The organism is Novosphingobium sp. ZW T3_23, assembly GCF_044987305.1.
GTDB lineage: Bacteria > Pseudomonadota > Alphaproteobacteria > Sphingomonadales > Sphingomonadaceae > Novosphingobium.
Genome location: NZ_JBJDRF010000002.1, coordinates 218,298 through 236,865 on the forward strand (window position 1 = coordinate 218,298; position 18,568 = coordinate 236,865).

The window sequence follows — 18,568 nt, forward strand, 5'->3', positions numbered from 1 at the left end:
GAACGCGATGCCTGAATTTGGGGCCTGAACGTGAGGCCTGAAGTCTGGGCATTGACCCCGCTTCACGAAGTGATACACATAGTATCATAAATGGCCGGGAGATAAATAAGTGGTCCGTCCCGCTTCCTATGAGAACGCCGATTGGTATTCCGACGTAGCGCTCATCGACGATCCGCACGCCTACTTCGACTTTCTGCGCGCGAAAGGCCCGGTCGTGCGCCTTCCACACCGGAACGCCGTGGCGGTGACGGGATATGAAGAGACGGTCCAGGTCATGCTGGACACCGAGCATTTTTCCTCCATCAACGCGGTTACCGGGCCCGTCGCGCCGCTTCCCTTCGATCCGCAGGGAGACGATATTTCCGAGGAATTGGAGGCGCATCGCAGCCGCATTGCCTTTGCGGACCAGATCGTCACCGAAGGTGGGCCGCGCCACGCAGACTTGCGCTCGATCATCGCGCGATTGTTCACGCCAAGCCGCCTGAAGGAATTGCAGCCCAAGCTGCTGGCTACGGCGCAAGGCCTGATCGACGAGTTCAAGGCGGACGGCAAGGTCGATCTCGTGCGCCAGTACGGCGGCCCATACGGCGCGCTGGTGATCTCTGATCTCCTCGGCCTTTCCGACCGGACAAGGGCCAAGTTCCGGGGGCTGCTCGAAGGAGCGATCCCGGTGCCGATGAATGCCAGCGAAGAGGACATGCTGAAGAACCCGCTGGTGGGTGTGGGCAAGGATCTGTTCAAGCTCATCGCGCAGCGCCGGGTCTCCGCTCATCCCCTGATGCGGCCCTTGCGTGCCTTGCTGGCGCATGAGGATATCCTCAACGACCTGGCGCAGGCGCGCTATCCCGACGGCACTCGCCCCTCGCTGGTGGACCTGACCATCCTGGCCGCCTTCCTCTTCGGCGCCGGGCAGGACACGACGAATCGCCTCCTTGCCAATGCCTTCCGGATCATCGCCACACGGCCCGACATCCAGCAGCAGTTGCGCGACGATCCCGGCCGCATCCCCGCGTTCGTGGAGGAAGTGCTGCGCTTCGACGGCTCGGTGAAGAGCGGCGGACGGATGTGCCAGAAAACTACGGTGCTGGGAGGTGTGGAGATCAAGGCGGGAACTTCGATCCTGCTCTCGCACATGGCGGCCAATCGCGATCCCGCGCGTTTTCCGGAGCCCTACCGGTTCGACATGGGCCGGCCGAAGCTGAAGGAGCACCTGGCTTTCGGTCGCGGCGCCCATACCTGCATCGGCGCGCCCTTGGCCCGGCGCGAAGTCGTCACCAGTATCGAGCGGTTGCTGGCCTGCATGGGGAACATCCGCCTGGCCCCGGTGCATGTGGATCCGAACGGAGGCCTGCGCTTCGATTACGAACCGACCTACATCCTGCGCGCCCTGGCCAGTCTCCACCTCGAATTCGATCCGATCGGGGGGGATTAAGCGGAGAGGGGGAATTCCAACCCGCGTCGGTCTGCCCTATCAACCGGACATGACCACGCCTGCCACCACCGAAGCCGAAGCCGCCAACGAACTGATGCGCCTGGCGCGCCAGATAAACCGCGCCAATCGTCTCTACCACGCGGAAGATGCGCCCGAGATAACCGACGCGGAATACGACGCCCTGGTTCGCCGCAACGCCGAACTCGAAGCGGCATTCCCGCACCTTGCCCGGCCCGACAGCCCGAGCAGCAAGGTGGGGCATGACGTAGCGGCCTCGCCGCTGTCGAAAGTGACGCACGAGGTTCGCATGATGAGCCTCGACAATGCCTTCACCGACGAGGAAGTGGCCGATTTCGTGGGCCGTGTCCGGCGGTTTCTTTCGCTTTCGGCGGACGAGCCGGTGCTGGTGACGGCGGAAGACAAGATCGACGGCTTGTCCTGCTCGCTGCGCTATGAAAACGGCAGGCTGGTGCGCGCGGCGACGCGGGGCGACGGGCAAGTGGGCGAGGACGTGACCGCGAATGTCGCGCATATCGCCGACGTGGTCCAGGAATTGAAGGGCGACGACATTCCGGAAGTCTTCGAGGTTCGCGGCGAAGTCTACATGGAGAAGGCCGCATTCCTGGCCCTCAACGAAACCCTGATGACCGAGGCGCGTGCGCAGGCCGAGGCGAAAGGAGAGGCTTTCGACGAAAGCAAGGTCCGTCAGTTCGCCAATCCGCGCAATGCCGCCGCCGGTTCGCTGCGCCAGAAGGATGCCAGCGTCACCGCCAGGCGACCCTTGCGTTTCTGGGCGCATGGCTGGGGCGCGGCAAGCCGGATCCCCGGAGCGAGCCAGCATGAAGTCATCCGCAAGATCGAATCGTGGGGCTTGCCGGTGTCGCCGCAGTTCCGCCTGTGCCATTCGGTGGAGGACATGCTGACGGCCTATCGCGCCATTCGCGACGGCCGGGCCGGTCTGCCGTTCGAGATCGACGGCGTGGTCTACAAGATCGATCGACTGGACTGGCAGCAGCGGCTCGGGTTCGTGGCCAAGGCGCCGCGATGGGGTCTGGCGCACAAGTTCCCCGCCGAACGGGCCGAAACGGTGCTCGAATCGATCGACATCCAGGTGGGGCGCACCGGCAAGCTCACGCCGGTCGGCCGTCTCAAGCCGGTGCTTGTCGGCGGCGTCACGGTTACCAACGTGACGCTGCACAACCGGGACGAGATCGCGCGCCTCGGCGTTCGGCCCGGAGACCGGATCATCCTGCAGCGCGCCGGCGACGTCATACCACAGGTGGTGGACAACGTGACGCGCGAGGAAGACCGTCCGGCTTTCCCGTTCCCCGACCATTGCCCCCAGTGCGGAAGCGAGGCGGTTGCCGAAGAGGGCGAAGTGGACGTGCGCTGCACCGGGGGGCTGATCTGCCCGGCGCAGCGGACCGAGCGTCTCAAGCACTTCGTCAGCCGGGGTGCGCTCGATATCGAAGGGCTTGGCGAGAAGACCATCGACGAGTTCTTCGCGAAAGGATGGCTTGAAAGCCCGGCCGATATCTTCCGACTGCGCAGGCGCCGCGAGCAGATCCTGGCGCTAGACGGGTGGAAGGACAAGTCTGTGGACAACCTGTTGGCAGCTGTGGAAAGCAAGCGCAGCCCCGATGCCGCCCGCCTGCTTTTCGGCCTCGGCATCCGGCATGTCGGGGCCGTCACCGCGCGTGATCTCATGAAGCGCTTCGAGACGCTGCCCGAGCTTCGTTCCGTGGCGGAAGCGGCGCATGTGCGCGAGGGCGAGGAAGCGGCTACGGCGGCCAGTGACGCCTATTCCGAACTGGCTTCGATCGACGGCATCGGCCCTGCGGTGGTCGAAGCGCTGGGGGATTTCTTCCACGAAGAGCACAACCGTCAGGTCTGGGACGACCTCCTGTCGGAAGTCACGCCGCCCGCCTATCGGGTGGAAACGGTGGACAGCGAAGTCGCGGGCAAGACCGTGGTCTTCACGGGCAAACTGGAAACGATGAGCCGCGACGAAGCGAAGGCCCAGGCCGAGCGCCTGGGGGCAAAGGCGGCGGGATCGATTTCGGCGAAGACCGACCTGCTTGTGGCCGGGCCGGGCGCGGGCTCGAAGCTGAAGAAGGCCGCCGATCTCGGTATCCGCGTCATCGACGAGGCCGAATGGGCGGCGATCGTGGCGGCGGCGGGATAAGCGGGTGGCAGGGGCGGCAGAACGCCGCCCCGCCCGCCTCGACATCGCGCCGGGGAAAGACTCAGGCCTGGGAAAAACTCAGGCCTGTGAAAGACTCAGGACTGCCGAGCCTGCCGCTCGTGCATGTGTCGATAATGCTGAACCCGGGTCGCGCGCAGCCCTGCCATGCCCTCGCGCTCGACGGCGCGTTGCCAGGACGCCAGTTCCTCAAGCGTGAGGTCGTAGCGGTCGCATGCCTCGGCGATCGTCAGCAGGCCTCCGTTCACGGCAGCTACGACTTCGGCCTTGCGGCGGACGACCCAGCGTGACGTATTGCGCGGCGGCAGGCTGCTCTTGTCGAGAGCTTCACCCAGGGGTCCAACGACGGCACGCGGCCGATCGAGATCAGATTGAAGCATTTTTGGCCTCTTGAGCTGTTTTTACCAGCCCCCCTTGGCCTTAATTCTTGGTGGAAACCCTTAATTACACGTAACCGATAATGGTTAACGGCCGTTATGACTCCACAGGGTAAGGATTTCATATTTAACGCTATCTGCTTTTCGGGGCCCCTGTTGTACCCCGAAAAGCGTATTTACCAATCTTAATTGCAAGCACTTCGCCCATAGGAATGGAACCTGCCATCCAATGGGCGCAAACGGTGCAGATCATCGGCGTCGTGCGCGCATCCACAGGATCGACCAGTCGCCGTTCACCAACCTGCCCGCAAGGCGCAGGCCGGCCCGGCGGCAGGCGCGGCGTACGGCGTCTTCCTGGCTTTCCAGCAGGCCTGCAAGCACCAGACTGCCGCCGGGCGCCAGCGATCGGGCGAAGTCTGGGGCGAGCGAAACCAGCGGTCCGGCGAGAATGTTCGCCATGATAAGGTCGTAAGGTCCGCGCGCAGCAATCAGCGGGTGGTCCATGCCGTCGGCAATGGTCATGACCAGTTCGCCGCCCCTGGGGCCCATCTTCACGCCGTTGGCTTCGGCATTGTCTTCCACCACGCCCACGCAGACCTGGTCGATGTCGCTCGCGGTGGCGCGCGCGCGGGGCCACAGCGCCATGGCAGCGAAGGCGAGCAGGCCGGTGCCGGTGCCGATATCGGCGTGGTTGCGGAAGATCAGCCCTTGCGCCTTCATGTGCGTCAGCATGGCGAGGCAGCCGGCGGTGGTCGCATGCTGCCCGGTTCCGAAAGCCTGGCTGGCGGGAATGGTGAAATCGATCACGCCCGGCTCACGGATCGCCGGGTGATCGGGAGTATGAACGTGAAAACGTCCGGCGCGGATGGGTTCGAGGCCCTGCTGGCTGGTGACGAGCCAGTCGGTTTCCGGCAGTTCCTCGATGATGAACGCAGGCGCCGGGCCTTCGAACAGCGCGGCGACGGCGTTCTTCTCGGCATCGCCCGGCTCGTGCGCCAGCCAGGCTTCCAACTGCCAGTCGTCAGGCTTGTCTTCCGCGATCTCGCTGCCGGAAAGAACGATCTCGGGATCCCAGTCGAATGCATCCTCGTGAGCGACAAGGGCGCTCTCGATCACGGTGCGCGGGGCGTAGGCGGTAATCTTCCAACTCACGGACGGGTCTCCTTCGCCGCGTTGCCGGCCTCCTCGGAAAGGCGCTGGTCGAAACGGGCTTTAGCGGTGGCCGCATAGCTGCGGCAGGCGGTGGGGTCGACCAGCGGGGCGTTGCCCGAAAGCCGCGCGAAGAGATCGCTCGCGCCGGGATGCGGGGTGACCAGCAGGTCGCAGGGAAGGGCGGCGATCCGGTCGAGGCCGTCTCGGACAGCCGCGATGCGCGCGGGATGGTCGGTGAAGCGATAGCCTTTTGCCGAGATGGCGGAGGCGCTGTCGGCATAGGCGATCGTCACGCAGCGGCCTTGCCCGTCGCAGGACCGCCAGGTCCAGCTCGTCGATCCGGCGGCATGGGCGGGATTGGCGTGGGCAGTGAACGAAAGCTTGCCCAGCGTCATTTTCTCGCCGTCCGCCAGGCGCCTGTCGACGCGAACGGGCGGGAAGGGATCGAGCCCGCCGAACTGCGGGTCTTCGGGGCTGGCCTTGCCGGTTTCCAGCACTTCGGCGGCGGCAGGCAGGGCGGCGACGCGGGCCCCGGTGGCGCGTTGGAGGGCGGCGAGCGCGCCGGCATGGTCGAAATGCTCATGGCTGGAGAGTATCAAGCGGACGTCCTTCGGCTCGAACCCCGCAGCAGCGATGTTGGCCAGGACCAGCGGAGCAGCTTCGGGGATTCCCCCGTCGATCAGCACATGCCCCTGTTCTCCGGTGACCAGAATCGCGGAGATGCCGCAGGTGCCGACATACCAGGTATTGCCGAAAAGCCGGGCCGGCGGCGCGGCATCGCCCCAACCGTCGCGCCCCTTGCATGCCTTGGCGAGCTTCGCGCCATCGGCAGTATCCGCACCGGCGGGCATCGATGCGACAGGCTTTCCGGCGGGTTCGGCGCCTTCGGCTTCGGCCAATGCTTCCGCACTGCCGGGTGCTTCGGCACTGCCGCGCGAGCAAGCGGCCAGCAGCAGTGCCGCGGCCAGGACATTCGGGAAGGTTCTCATGCGGCTGCGCTTTAATGCCAGGGAGGCGCCAAGACCAGTGGGAGGGGCCCCGCAGGGCATCAGGTTGCGGTGAACGGTAGCGCCGGGCGGAACGTCGCTTGTGCGCGATGCATGCGCGATGTGGTTCGCGGAACTTGCGCCAAGCCGTGATTTGTCTAAGGGGACTTTCGACAGGGGCAGCCTCGAGGCTGCTAAACAAGGCAAAAGGGATTCGAAAGAGCCATGGCCAAAGACGGCACCAGGAACCGTCCGCTTTCGCCCCATCTCCAGATCTGGCGTTGGGGCCCTCACATGTTCGTCTCGATTCTGCACCGCGTGACCGGTGACGGAATGGCGTTCGCCGCCCTCGGCGTTCTGCTGTGGTGGCTTGGCGCCCTCGCCGGCGGCCCGGCGTCCTACGAGACCTTCAGCTGGGCCATGACGACGCCGATCGGCTATATCGTTCTCGTCGGCATCTCCTGGGCGTTCTTCTCCCACATGATGAGCGGCCTGCGGCACTTCGTGCTCGACGTGGGCGGCGGCTTCGAACTCAAGACGAACAAGACCTGGTCGATCGTCTGCCCGATCCTGGGCGTGCTCGCCACCGTCGCCTTCTGGGCGATCCTGCTGCTTCGCTGAGGAACGGGTATCATGGGTAACGGAACTTCCATCGGCCGCGTACGTGGCCTCGGCTCTGCGAAGCACGGTGTTCATCACTGGCTGCTCCAGCGCTTCACCGCCATCGGCAACCTTCTTTCGGTGCTGTTCCTGGTCGTCTCGATCCTGCTGCTGCCGGACATGAGCTACGCCACCGTCGTCGAATGGATCTCGCGCCCGGTTCCGGCCGTGGTGATGATCCTGCTGGTCGTCACGACCTTCTGGCATGCGCGCCTGGGCCTCCAGGTGCTGGTCGAAGACTACGTCCACGATCACGCCAACAAGTTCGCCTGCATCGCGGCGCTGAACCTTGCCGCCTGCGGCGGCATCGCCTTCGGCGCCTTCTGCATCATCCGTCTCGCGCTGGGAGCCCATTGATGTCCGCCCCTGCCTACAAGATCATCGACCATATCTATGACACCGTCGTCGTCGGCGCCGGTGGCTCGGGTCTGCGCGCCACGATGGGCTCGGCCGAAGCCGGCCTGAAGACCGCGTGCATCACCAAGGTCTTCCCCACCCGCTCGCACACCGTTGCGGCGCAGGGCGGCATCGCCGCCTCGCTTCAGAACAACACGCCGGACCACTGGACCTGGCACATGTACGACACCGTCAAGGGGTCGGACTGGCTGGGCGACCAGGATGCCATCGAATACATGGTGCGTGAAGCCCCGGCAGCGGTCTACGAGCTGGAGCACGCCGGCGTGCCCTTCAGCCGCAACGCCGACGGCACGATCTACCAGCGCCCGTTCGGCGGCCACATGCAGAACATGGGCGAAGGCCCGCCGGTGCAGCGCACTTGCGCCGCCGCGGACCGTACCGGCCACGCCATGCTGCACGCGCTCTACCAGCAGTCGCTGAAGTACGATGCGGACTTCTTCATCGAATACTTCGCGATCGACCTGATCATGGACGCCGGCAAGTGCGTGGGCGTGATCGCGCTCTGCATGGATGACGGCTCGATCCACCGCTTCCGCTCGCAGGCCGTCGTGCTCGCGACCGGCGGTTACGGCCGCAGCTACTTCACCGCCACCTCGGCCCATACCTGCACCGGCGACGGCGGCGGCATGGTCCTGCGCGCGGGCCTGCCGCTGCAGGACATGGAATTCGTGCAGTTCCACCCCACCGGCATCTACGGCGCGGGCGTGCTGATCACCGAAGGCGCGCGCGGCGAGGGCGGCTACCTCACCAACTCCGAAGGCGAGCGCTTCATGGAGCGCTACGCGCCTTCCGCGAAGGATCTCGCCTCGCGCGACGTCGTCTCGCGTTCGATGGCGATGGAAATCCGCGAAGGCCGCGGCGTCGGCCCGCACAAGGACCATATCTACCTGCACCTCGATCACATCGATCCCAAGGTGCTGGGCGAGCGTCTGCCGGGCATCACCGAAAGCGGCAAGATCTTCGCGGGCGTCGATCTCACGCGTCAGCCGCTGCCGGTGGTTCCCACCGTCCACTACAACATGGGCGGCATTCCCTGTAACTACCACGGCGAAGTCGTGACCATCGGCCCGGATGGCAATCCGGACACCGTGGTCCCCGGCCTCTTCGCGGTAGGCGAGGCGGCCTGCGTCTCGGTCCATGGTGCCAACCGCCTGGGCTCGAACTCGCTGATCGACCTTGTGGTCTTCGGCCGTGCCACCGGGCATCGCCTGAAGGAACTGGTCAAGCCGGGCGCCGCCCAGCAGGAACTGCCCAAGGACTCGGCCGACATGGCGCTCACGCGTCTTGATCACTTCCGCAATGCCAACGGCGGTTCGTCGACGGCGGAAGTCCGCACCGAGATGCAGCGCACCATGTCGGGCCACGCGGCCGTGTTCCGCACCGACGAACTCATGGTCGAAGGCAAGGAACAGCTCGCCAAGACCTATGAGCGCATGAACGACATCAAGGTCACCGATCGCGGCCTGATCTGGAATTCGGACCTGGTGGAGACGCTGGAACTGGACAACCTGATCTCGCAGGCTTCGGTTACCCTGCACGGTGCACAGGCGCGCAAGGAAAGCCGCGGCGCCCATGCGCACGAGGACTTCCCGAACCGCGATGACGCGAACTGGATGAAGCACACCGTTGGCTGGTTCAACGGCTGGGGCGGCAAGGGCGGCGAAGTCCGTCTCGATTACCGCCCGGTTCACGAATATACGCTGACGGACGACATCGAGTATATCAAGCCCAAGGCTCGCGTATACTGATCCGGTTGTTTCGAATAGTCTAGCGAAGGGCGGCGTATCGATGGATGCGCCGCCCTTTTGCGTTAACAGTTGAACTTTGCGCTGCAACTGAACGATGTTTCATGTATTTTCCTGACCAGACGCAGGTCACGAAACAGGAGGCATTGGCATGACTCGTACGGAAATGGACCCGCTACTCGAGCCGCATGTGGAGAACGATCCACTGGTCAACTCTATGGCGCAGGCTTCGGGCAAGGCCTGGGGTTGGGTCCTGGCCTATGGCATCCTGCTGTTGCTGATCGCCCTGATCGTCATATCCAACCCGCTGGTGGCCGGGGTGGCAACGGGGCTGCTGGTCGGCGTGGTGCTGGTGATCTACGGTATCGCAGGCATAGCTTCCGGATGGACCTCGCTCTCCCAGCGTGCGCGCTGGCTGGAGGTGCTGCTTGGCCTCCTTGCCATCGTCGCGGGTGTTTTCGCCGTCATGAACCCGGTGGCGGGCGCCCTGTCGCTGGTCTGGGCGATCGGAGCATGGCTGACGGTTTCGGGCGGTTTCCAGATCGCCTTCGCGCTCAAGTCTCGCCATGACAAGGGCTGGCGGCTGTTCCTGGGCGCACTTGATGTCGTGCTGGGCCTGATCCTGCTGTTCTCCAACCCTGCGACGGGGCTGGCGTTCCTGGCCGTGATCATCATGATCAGTCTGGTGGTTCGCGGCGTGTTCCTGATCATGCTGGCCATGTCTCTCCGCAAGCTCGCCCACTGACCTATTCATCTGGCGTTCATGTTTACACACGTAATCGATTACGTGTGTAAACGATGGAGGGCGCCATGCCTGCCGATACGCCATCCGACCTTTCCTCATCGAACGACCAGCCTGAACGCATTTCCGACGCCGAACATGCGGTGATGGAAGTGCTGTGGGAGCGGAGCCCGCTGACTGCCGCAGAAGTGTGCGAGCAGGTCTGCGCGCCGCGCGGGTGGAGCCTCGCCACCGTGAAGACCCTGCTTTCGCGGTTGGTCGCCAAGCAGGCTCTGGCGACGGAGCCCGATGGCAAGCGGTTCCTCTACTCTCCGCGCGTCGCCCGCGAATCCTATGTCGGCAGCGAGAGTCGCCGGCTCGTCGATCGCCTGTTCGGCGGGCGGGCCGCACCGCTGTTTGCGCATCTTGCCGAATCCGATGCACTCACCCAAGATGACATTGCCGAGATCGAAGCCCTCCTGAAGGAGCTGAAGTCATGATCGAATGGCTTACCGATACGCTCGTGATGACCGGCGCGCTGATGGCGCTGATCCTGCTGGTTCGTCGGCCGGTGTCGCGCTGGTTCGGTCCGGCGGCGGCCTACGCGCTTTGGGCGCTGCCGGTACTGCGCCTGGTCCTGCCACCGCTCGCGCTGCCACGCGGCCTTTTCGCCAGGCCCGAAATCGCGGCGGAGCCCGTAGCCGCCACGCATCAGGCGATCCCCGCGGCGGTCCAGGCAATCCACCCGCTGGCTGCGACCGATAATGTCCCGGCCATGTCCGCGGGGGAAATCGATCCGGGCATCCTGTCGCAAATCCCCTGGTTTCAACTCGCCGTCGCCATCTGGCTGATCGGAGCGGCGGTCTTCCTCGTCCAGCGTTTCCGCAACTACCGCCTCATGCGGGCAGAACTGCTGACCGACGCGCATCAGGTCGCCCACGCGGGGGACATCCGGATCGTCGAGACGCCCATGGCGGCTTCGCCCTTGGCGTTCGGTGTCAGGAACAAGGTCGTGGCGCTGCCGCAAGGCTTTCTGGCGACCGTCGATTCGGAAAGCTCCGACTTCGCGATCGCTCATGAACTGGAACACCACGCCGGCAACGATCTCCTGGCCCTGATCGTCCTGCAACCGCTGTTCGCGCTGCACTGGTTCAATCCTCTGGGATGGGCGGCATGGCGTGCTCTGCGGGCCGATCAGGAAGCGGCCTGCGATGCCCGTGTCATGGCGGGCCGCGATCGCGCGACCCGCGCTCGCTATGGCCGCGTAATCGCCTCTTTCGCGGCCGGCCCGCGACTGACGCTTGCTGCGCCGATCGCCGGCGCGCTCGCAGGCGAAAAGCCGATCATCCAGCGGCTGAAGGCGCTGGCTACGGCCGAGATTTCGCCCGGACGCCGGGTGATGGCGCGAAGCCTCTTCGCCTTCGCCGTTATTTCGGTACCCTGCACGGCAACGGTCACTTACGCCGCCATGGAAGAGCGGGACGGCGCCGAAGCATCGGATGTACCGCAGGTGCCCGAAGTTCCTTCGGTACCCGCGCCCGCCGCGCCTTCCGCGTCGCTGCAATATGGCAGCGAAGACGGCGAAGTACCGCCCCCCGCACCAGCGCCCGAAGCGCCGCAAGCTCCCGAAGTTTCGGAGGCCGTCGCGGTGTCGGACGGCTCCTGGATGCCCGCGCCGCCCGTACCGCCAGTGCCGCCAGTGCCACTCAGCCGTGGCAGCGTTCCGCCCGCCCCTCCGATTCCTCCGGCGCCGCCTCGATCTCTCGAACGCGATCGTCAGGCAGCAGATCGTCAGGCCGCACGCGCAGACTATCGTGCCGCGATGGCCAATGCCTTGCGCAACGTGCCCAAGGTCGAACAGTCGACGACCGCGGACGGCAAGATCCAGACCATCCGTATCGTGCATAAGGGTGAGGATGGCCGCCGCGAGATCCGGCAGACGATCTCGATCGACAGCACCTGTCCCGCCGATCGACAGCAGTCCGCTTCACGAAATCGCGGAGGATCAAGCACCCATATCTGCACTGGCGTTCCGCTCCAGGCGATGAACGCGTCCCTGCGAGGCATTTCTACAGCAAGGGCATCGATTGCCAGCAACCGCTCGCTGAGTAGCCGTGTAAGGAGTGAGATACTCGCGGAACTGGACGGTGAAATGGCCGATGTCCGGGCCGAAATGGCTGACCAATCCGACCGATAAAACCGTAAGGCGCGGATCGCCGGTGAGGTCGATCCGCGCCTTCCGCGCTTATGGAACCTTCTGAACGACCGGCTGGGAAGTGTAGGACACGTCGTTGTCCGCGCCCTTGCGATCCTTGGCGTCGGATTTGGCCTCCTTGGCGCTTTCCTTCGCGTCTTCGTTATGCCGCTGAAGCTCCTTGGCCTGGATGATCGCGGGCGTTGCGGGCGAGGCGGGATACTTGCAGCCACGCTCCGAACCCACGCCCTTCAGGAAGCCCCGCCGTGCCACGCCAGCCTGCACTGCTGCCAGCACGGCGCGTTCCTGCGCATTGGCGCCGGAAATCTCGCGGATCAGCCCGCGAAAGGGAATGAACGAACTCACCACCCACTTCGCCAGCTTGCCGGTGCTGACGCGATCGCGCGCTTCCTGGGGAAGATCGATGTCGTCACCCAGAATGCCGTCCAGTTCGATCACGGCGGCGCTGATCTGCCGGCAGCTGCGCATCGAACCCAGGTCGTAGGGCTTCTTGATGGCGGCGATGAGAACCGGGGGAATATCGGTCTTGTCCAGATTGAGATCGGTCACCGGCGTCTTGGCGATATCCACCGCGCTAGGCTCGCTACTGGTGATCGGCTTGTCCTGACGGGCCTCGGCAGCGGTTGTCGCAAGCAGACCGGCCGTGGCTGCCATGATCAGGATAGGGCGCATCGTTTCCTCCTGTTTTACCCCCGGGCGGCGCGGTCGCACCCACGCGCAAGGAGGGAAGCGCCAGCCTACTGGTCGATTACTGTTGGTTGAACGTGTCGCAGGCGTCCTCGTTCCCTGTTTCCAGGCCGCGCCGCAGCCACTCCATGCGTTGCGCGCTGGAACCGTGGGTGAAGCTTTCCGGACTTACCCGCTGGCCGGCATTCTTCATCAGCGTGTCGTCGCCGATCGCACTGGCGGCGGTCAGGCCTTCCTCCATGTCGCCGGCTTCGATGCGATCCTTGTTCCGGCCTGCCCAGACCCCGGCGTAGCAGTCCGCCTGAAGCTCCATGCGGACCTGGAGCGCGTTGGCCTGCTGCGGGTTCTGTCGCTGCGCCTGGCGGACCTGACGGTCGATGCCCAGCAGGTGCTGGATATGATGGCCATATTCGTGCGCGACGACATAATAGCGAGCGAAGTCTCCCTTGGCGCCCATCTTGCGGTCGAGTTCGTCGTAGAAGCTGGTATCGATGTAGATGCCCTGGTCGGCCGGGCAATAGAACGGCCCCATCGCGCTTTGGGCGGCGCCGCAGCCCGACTGGTCGGAGCCGTTGTAGAAGCGCAGATTCGGCTGGTCGAAAGCGATGTTCGCCTTCTGGAACAGCGGCTGCCAGGTCTTGTTCAGCGACGAGAGCGCATTGCACGATTCCAGCGAATAGGCATTGTCGCGGCAGATCGAGGAGGCGTCCTGCGGCTGACCCGGCGCCACTTGCGTGGAGGGTTGCTGCTGCTGGACGCTGTCCAGGGAGCCGAGCATCTGCGCCGGATCGACCCCGAAGACGAGCGCGCCGATCAGCACGATGACGAGCGATCCGCAGCCCAGCTTGCCGCCGGAACCTCCCGGAAAACCGCGCCCACCCTGGCTGACCCGGATATTGTCGGGGTCGAACTCGTCGAGCCGCATCGCTGAGATCCTTTTCGAAAGTGCCGGGCTTACATGAACTAGCCACAGGCTCAGGTTCTGTTCAATCGAATTTGCCGACAGAGGTTCCAGCGTGTCTCTGCGGCAACAAATGTCGCATCGCGTTCGGATGCCTGCGAAAATTGTAACAGCGGGGCGAAATTGATCGTATAGGCTGCAATGCGATGAACAGGGGAATGAAGGCAGGATTGGCTCGTGCCGCCGGCGCGGTGGCGCTCGGCGCTTTGCTTGTGAGCGGCAATCCCCTGTTTTCAGCGATCTCGCGCGCGGATCAGGAACTCGTCTCGCGCCTGCGCGCCCATATCGAAATTCTCGCCAGTGATGATTTCGACGGTCGCGAGCCGGGGACCGACGGCGAGGCAAAGACGCTGCGCTATCTGGGCAAGCAGTGGTTCGACATCGGGCTGGTGTCCGGCACCAACGATCCGGGGCACGAGTGGTTCGCCCCGGTAACCCTGGTCGCGCGCGAACCGGATTCGTCGGCGGCCCGCTTCCTGCGGAAAGGTGCTCGCTCCACGGTCTCTCCGCCGGGCGTGCTGGTCCTGACATCCGGCAAGCGCAGCCTGGTGCGGAACGTGCCGATGCTGTTTCTCGGCAAGGGGCGTGGGCGCGACTATACCCGCACCGAACTGGCGGGCCGGGTCGCGGTCGTCCTGGATGGCGATACCCCCGATGGCGAGCGTCAGAACGACCTTCTGGCGCTCGGCGCCTCCGCCGTGTTGACGGTGCTCGATGGGGAGCGCAGCCTCGATCAGGTCGCGGCGCGGCGCAAGCGGTCCGGCTATGCCCTGTCGGACGATTCGCTGGGCGGCGATCTGGAGGCCTTCATCACGCGCGAGGCGATGGCGGCTCTGCTCAAGGGCACGTCGCGTTCGTTCGACATGCTGGAAGCCGCCGCCTCCAAGCCAGATTTCGTGCCCATCGCGCTGGACATGACCGCGTCGTTCGAGGCGACTACGCGCGAGGCGACGATCCACACGCACAATCTCATCGGCAAGCTGCCCGGCAAGAAGCAGGACAGCGGCGCGGTGCTGTTCGTGGCCCACTGGGATCATTTCGGCGAATGCGGGGAAGCGCCGGCCGAGGACGTGATCTGCAACGGCGCCATAGACAACGCCAGCGGCGTCGCCGCGCTGACCGAAGTGGCCCGGCGCCTGGCGCGCGCACCGCAGCTCGATCGCGATGTCTATTTCCTGGCGACTACGGGCGAGGAACTCGGGCTGCTGGGCGCCCACGCATTCGCCGAAAACCCTCCATTGCCGCTGGGGCGGATCGTGGCGGCCTTCAATATCGATTCGATCGCCGTCGCACCGCGCGGCACGCCGTTCGCCATCGTCGGTCGCGGGATGACGGGGTTGGACGGCGAGATCGCCAAAGTCGCCAAGGCAGAGCGGTTCAAGCTGCGTTCCGGTGACGATGCCAACGAATATGCCCGCCGCCAGGATGGGTGGGCGCTGCTCCAGCACGACATTCCCGCCGTGATGGTGACCACGGCCTACGGCGACATCGACCGCATGCGTGCGTTCTTCGACGGCGACTACCACCGGCCCAGCGACGATCTGGAGCATATGGCAAAGCCGCTCGAACTGGGCGGCGCGGCTGACGACGTGAAGATGCTGACCGCGCTCGGCCGCTGGTTCGCGGATGTGCGGCGGGTGCCCGTCTCGCCTGTCGAGCCTTCTCCTGCAGCGCCGGAGAGAAAGCGCAAGTGAGGCGATCCGGCGCCGTTTGAAAAGGCTCTAGCCCTGACGCCCCCCTTTGATTACATGGGCCGCCACGATTCTCCCCGGTAAAGGTTATGGTGGCGCACATGGATATCCAGCTCGGACTTACTTTCGACGACGTACTGCTTCGTCCTGCGAAGTCCGACATCGTGCCTACCCAGGCCGATACGCGCACCCGCCTCACGCGCGATATCGCGCTCAATATCCCGGTGATTTCCTCGGCCATGGACACCGTGACCGAAGCCGACATGGCGATCGTCATGGCGCAACTCGGCGGCATCGGCGTGCTGCACCGCAACCTCACCATCGAGGAACAGTGCGCCGCGGTCCGTGCCGTGAAGCGCTTCGAAAGCGGCATGGTGGTCAACCCGATCACGATCTCGCCCGACGCCACGCTTGGGGAAGCGCAGGCGATCATGCTGGCCAACAAGATCAGCGGCATTCCGGTGGTGGAGAACTCGGGCAAGCTCGTCGGCATTCTCACCAACCGCGACGTGCGCTTTGCCGCCAACCCGGCGCAACCGGTGCGCGAACTGATGACGCACGAGAACCTCGCGACCGTTCAGCTGGGCGTCGACCAGGACGAGGCGCGCCGCCTGCTGCACGCCCGCCGGATCGAGAAGCTGCTGGTGGTCGATAACGCCTTCCGCTGCGTCGGCCTGATCACCGTGAAGGATATCGAGAAGGCCGTCACTTATCCGGACGCCACCAAGGACGCCGCCGGCCGCCTGCGCGTCGCCGCCGCGACCACGGTGGGCGACAAGGGCTTTGCCCGCACCGAGGCGCTGCTGGCCGCCGAATGCGACGTCGTCGTGATCGACACCGCCCACGGCCATAACAAGGACGTGGCGCTGGCGGTCGAGCGCGTGAAGAAGCTGTCGAACTCGGCACAGGTGATCGCCGGCAACATCGCCACCGCCGAAGCGGCGCGCGCGCTGATCGACGCGGGTGCCGATTGCGTGAAGGTGGGCATCGGGCCGGGCTCGATCTGCACCACGCGCATCGTCGCCGGTGTCGGCGTACCGCAGCTCACCGCGATCATGGATGCCGCCGAAGAGGCCGACAAGTCGGGCGTCCCGGTGATCGCCGACGGCGGCCTGCGCACTTCGGGCGACGCTGCCAAGGCGCTGGCCGCCGGTGCCTCGACCATCATGGTCGGTTCGATGTTGGCAGGCACCGAGGAAGCGCCCGGCGAGACGTTCCTCTACCAGGGCCGCGCCTACAAGTCGTATCGCGGCATGGGCTCGGTAGGGGCGATGGGCCGTGGTTCGGCCGATCGCTACTTCCAGGGCGACATCAAGGACCAGATGAAGCTGGTTCCCGAAGGCATCGAAGGCCAGGTCGCCTACAAGGGCCCGGCCAAGGACGTCATCCACCAGCTGGTGGGCGGCGTGAAGGCGGCCATGGGCTACACCGGCTCCGCGACCATCGAAGACTTGCGCAAGGGCGCCCAGTTCGTGCGCATCACCAATGCCGGCCTGCGCGAAAGCCATGTCCACGACGTGACCATCACGCGCGAGGCGCCGAACTATCCTTCGCGCTGATCGTCGGAAGGGCGGGGCAGCGGCATGACACCGGGCGCGCGGGTACAGGCGGCGATCGAGATCCTGGATCTCGTGATCGACGCCGCGCGCGCCAATGGCGCACCGGCTGACCGCCTGATCTCGGACTGGTTTCGCACGCGCCGGTTCGCGGGAAGCAAGGACCGGCGTGCCGTGCGCGAGCTGGCCTACCGGGCCATCAGGGCCTGCGGCGAAATCCCGGAATCCGGGCGTGCCGCCATGCTGCGGCTTGCCATCGGGGATGCTGACCTTGTCGCTCTGTTCGACGGATCGGCCCATGCTCCCGCGCCTGTCGTTGAAGGCGAGCCCGTGGCGGAGCCGGGTCTGGCACCGCGCTGGCTGGTCGAACGGTTCGCCGCCAGCGACGTTGCCGAAGCCGATGCCATGGCCTTGCTCGATCGTGCGCCGCTGGACATCCGCGTCAACACCTTGCGCAACGAGCGGTTCGATCTTCCGGAGGCGGGCGAGCGTTCCATTGCCGCGCATGGCTGGCGTTATCCGCCCGAAACGCGCATCGAACAGGCCGAAGCCTATCTTCAGGGCGCGATCGAGGTGCAGGACACCGGCTCGCAGCTGACCTGCGAAGCGGTTGCCGCGCTGCCGGGCGAAACGATCATCGATCTCTGTGCGGGCGCCGGGGGCAAGACCCTGGCTTTGGCAGCCGCCATGGACAATCGCGGCACGCTACTCGCCTGCGACACCGACCGGGCGCGCCTTTCGCGTCTGGCCCCGCGCGCCGCGCGGGCCGGGGCAACGGAAATCGAGACGATATTGCTCGATCCTGGCAAGGAAGTGCAGGCGCTCCAGCGCTATGCCGACGCCGCCGATGCCGTGCTGGTCGATGCGCCCTGTTCCGGCACCGGCACCTGGCGTCGCAACCCGGAGGCACGGTGGCGCCTGACCGAGGCTCAGCTTTCCCGCTACGTCGCCACCCAGTCGCGGTTGCTGGACGTGGCGGCGAAACTGGTGCGTCCGGGCGGTCGCCTGGTATTCGTGACCTGCTCGCTGCTCGATGAGGAAGGGGCGAACCAGGCACGCGATTTCCTGGCGCGGCATGGGGGCTGGCGCGCGGTCGTGCCGGAACTGCCTGCGGGAACGGTTCGCGGTGCCGGGCTGAGGCTTTCGCCCTGGCATGACGGAACCGATGGCTTTTTCGTCGCGCGCTTCGAGCGGCTGTGATAGCGTCGGTGCCATGATGAGGACGAAGCCCTCGGCCAAGGACATTTTGATGCGTTACACGCCTGCCGCGATTGCTCTATCCTTTGTTGCTGCCATTTCCTCCAGCGCGATCCTTTCGGAGCCCGCCAGGGCGCTCGATCCGCGTGCGGCGAATCTGCTGGCCGAAGGGCAGGCCGCGATCGGCGCTGGAAACGTCAACGGCGCTATCGATGCCTATGAAGCGGCGCTGACGGTGGAGCCGGGCAGCGTCACCGTTCTGCTGGCGCTGGCCGATGCAACGCGCACGCAGGGGCTTCAGGGCAAGGCTCTGCACTATTACCGGGTGGCGCTGGTCAGTGACCCCCGCAATCTCGCCGCCTTGGCGGGAGAGGGCATGGCGCTGGCGGAAAAAGGCGCGACCGACAAGGCGAGCCGCAATCTGGCGCGTCTCCAGACCCTTTGCGGCAAGGATTGCTCCGAAACCGAGAAACTGGCCGCAGCCATCGCGCGCACTCCGGCGACTCGCGTGATGACGGCGGAAGCCACCGCGCCGAAGCCGGTCGTGTCGGAGAACTGAGTTCGGGCG

At 65.4% G+C, this 18,568-nt stretch carries 17 protein-coding genes; 12 read left to right on the forward strand and 5 right to left on the reverse strand.

Features of this window, described 5'->3' with window-relative positions; genetic code table 11:
- Positions 1–109 precede the first annotated feature (109 nt).
- Complete coding sequence (locus ACI3K3_RS02305) at positions 110–1,432, forward strand: cytochrome P450 (protein ID WP_404911738.1); 1,323 nt, start codon at positions 110–112, stop codon at positions 1,430–1,432.
- 49 nt (positions 1,433–1,481) lie between these two features.
- Positions 1,482–3,617: an NAD-dependent DNA ligase LigA gene (ligA, locus tag ACI3K3_RS02310; protein ID WP_404911739.1), complete on the forward strand. Its 2,136-nt coding sequence runs from the start codon at positions 1,482–1,484 to the stop codon at positions 3,615–3,617.
- Between the two features lie 95 nt (positions 3,618–3,712).
- Here ligA and ACI3K3_RS02315 read toward each other — a convergent pair whose 3' ends face one another.
- The 3 genes from ACI3K3_RS02315 to bla all read right to left on the reverse strand — a co-directional run bounded on the left by ACI3K3_RS02315 (position 3,713) and on the right by bla (position 6,153).
- On the reverse strand, positions 3,713–4,015 hold the full coding sequence (locus ACI3K3_RS02315) for a DUF1153 domain-containing protein (protein WP_313435354.1): 303 nt from the start codon (positions 4,013–4,015) through the stop codon (positions 3,713–3,715).
- Positions 4,016–4,261: 246 nt separating this feature from the next.
- Positions 4,262–5,164, reverse strand: coding sequence for a 50S ribosomal protein L11 methyltransferase (locus ACI3K3_RS02320; protein WP_404911740.1), 903 nt, complete (start codon positions 5,162–5,164; stop codon positions 4,262–4,264).
- Positions 5,161–6,153: a subclass B3 metallo-beta-lactamase gene (bla, locus tag ACI3K3_RS02325; protein ID WP_404911741.1), complete on the reverse strand. Its 993-nt coding sequence runs from the start codon at positions 6,151–6,153 to the stop codon at positions 5,161–5,163. The genes ACI3K3_RS02320 and bla overlap by 4 nt, the downstream gene beginning before the upstream one ends.
- Positions 6,154–6,375: 222 nt before the next feature.
- Here bla and sdhC point away from each other — a divergent pair, with 222 nt between their 5' ends.
- The 6 genes from sdhC (at position 6,376) to ACI3K3_RS02355 (ending at position 11,890) form a co-directional block, all read left to right on the forward strand.
- Positions 6,376–6,771, forward strand: a complete 396-nt coding sequence (gene sdhC, locus ACI3K3_RS02330; RefSeq protein WP_404911742.1) for a succinate dehydrogenase, cytochrome b556 subunit — start codon at positions 6,376–6,378, stop codon at positions 6,769–6,771.
- A 12-nt stretch (positions 6,772–6,783) separates the two neighbouring features.
- On the forward strand, positions 6,784–7,167 hold the full coding sequence (gene sdhD / locus ACI3K3_RS02335) for a succinate dehydrogenase, hydrophobic membrane anchor protein (protein ID WP_313435346.1): 384 nt from the start codon (positions 6,784–6,786) through the stop codon (positions 7,165–7,167).
- Positions 7,167–8,975, forward strand: a complete 1,809-nt coding sequence (sdhA, locus tag ACI3K3_RS02340) for a succinate dehydrogenase flavoprotein subunit (protein WP_404911743.1) — start codon at positions 7,167–7,169, stop codon at positions 8,973–8,975. Before sdhD ends, sdhA begins: the two co-directional genes overlap by 1 nt.
- Positions 8,976–9,123: 148 nt before the next feature.
- Positions 9,124–9,717, forward strand: a complete 594-nt coding sequence (locus tag ACI3K3_RS02345) for an HdeD family acid-resistance protein (protein WP_404911744.1) — start codon at positions 9,124–9,126, stop codon at positions 9,715–9,717.
- Between the two features lie 65 nt (positions 9,718–9,782).
- Positions 9,783–10,193, forward strand: a complete 411-nt coding sequence (locus ACI3K3_RS02350; protein ID WP_404911745.1) for a BlaI/MecI/CopY family transcriptional regulator — start codon at positions 9,783–9,785, stop codon at positions 10,191–10,193.
- Positions 10,190–11,890, forward strand: a complete 1,701-nt coding sequence (locus tag ACI3K3_RS02355) for a M56 family metallopeptidase (protein ID WP_404911746.1) — start codon at positions 10,190–10,192, stop codon at positions 11,888–11,890. The genes ACI3K3_RS02350 and ACI3K3_RS02355 overlap by 4 nt, the downstream gene beginning before the upstream one ends.
- 48 nt (positions 11,891–11,938) lie before the next feature.
- On the opposite strand, the gene ACI3K3_RS02360 is transcribed toward ACI3K3_RS02355, so the two are convergent.
- Both ACI3K3_RS02360 and ACI3K3_RS02365 read right to left on the reverse strand, forming a co-directional pair.
- Positions 11,939–12,580, reverse strand: coding sequence for a hypothetical protein (locus tag ACI3K3_RS02360; protein WP_404911747.1), 642 nt, complete (start codon positions 12,578–12,580; stop codon positions 11,939–11,941).
- Positions 12,581–12,656: 76 nt separating this feature from the next.
- A complete protein-coding gene (locus ACI3K3_RS02365; RefSeq protein WP_404911748.1) occupies positions 12,657–13,520 on the reverse strand; it encodes a neutral zinc metallopeptidase in 864 nt (287 codons plus the stop codon).
- A 194-nt stretch (positions 13,521–13,714) separates the two neighbouring features.
- Here ACI3K3_RS02365 and ACI3K3_RS02370 point away from each other — a divergent pair, with 194 nt between their 5' ends.
- The 4 genes from ACI3K3_RS02370 to ACI3K3_RS02385 all read left to right on the forward strand — a co-directional run bounded on the left by ACI3K3_RS02370 (position 13,715) and on the right by ACI3K3_RS02385 (position 18,559).
- Positions 13,715–15,250: a M28 family peptidase gene (locus ACI3K3_RS02370; RefSeq protein ID WP_404911749.1), complete on the forward strand. Its 1,536-nt coding sequence runs from the start codon at positions 13,715–13,717 to the stop codon at positions 15,248–15,250.
- 98 nt (positions 15,251–15,348) lie between these two features.
- A complete protein-coding gene (gene guaB / locus ACI3K3_RS02375) occupies positions 15,349–16,806 on the forward strand; it encodes an IMP dehydrogenase (protein ID WP_404911750.1) in 1,458 nt (485 codons plus the stop codon).
- A 24-nt stretch (positions 16,807–16,830) separates the two neighbouring features.
- Positions 16,831–18,003, forward strand: a complete 1,173-nt coding sequence (locus ACI3K3_RS02380; protein WP_404911751.1) for an RsmB/NOP family class I SAM-dependent RNA methyltransferase — start codon at positions 16,831–16,833, stop codon at positions 18,001–18,003.
- 49 nt (positions 18,004–18,052) lie between these two features.
- The gene (locus ACI3K3_RS02385; RefSeq protein WP_404911752.1) at positions 18,053–18,559 is read left to right on the forward strand and encodes a tetratricopeptide repeat protein; all 507 of its coding nucleotides are present in this window, start codon (positions 18,053–18,055) and stop codon (positions 18,557–18,559) included.
- The last annotated feature ends 9 nt before the right edge of the window (positions 18,560–18,568 follow it).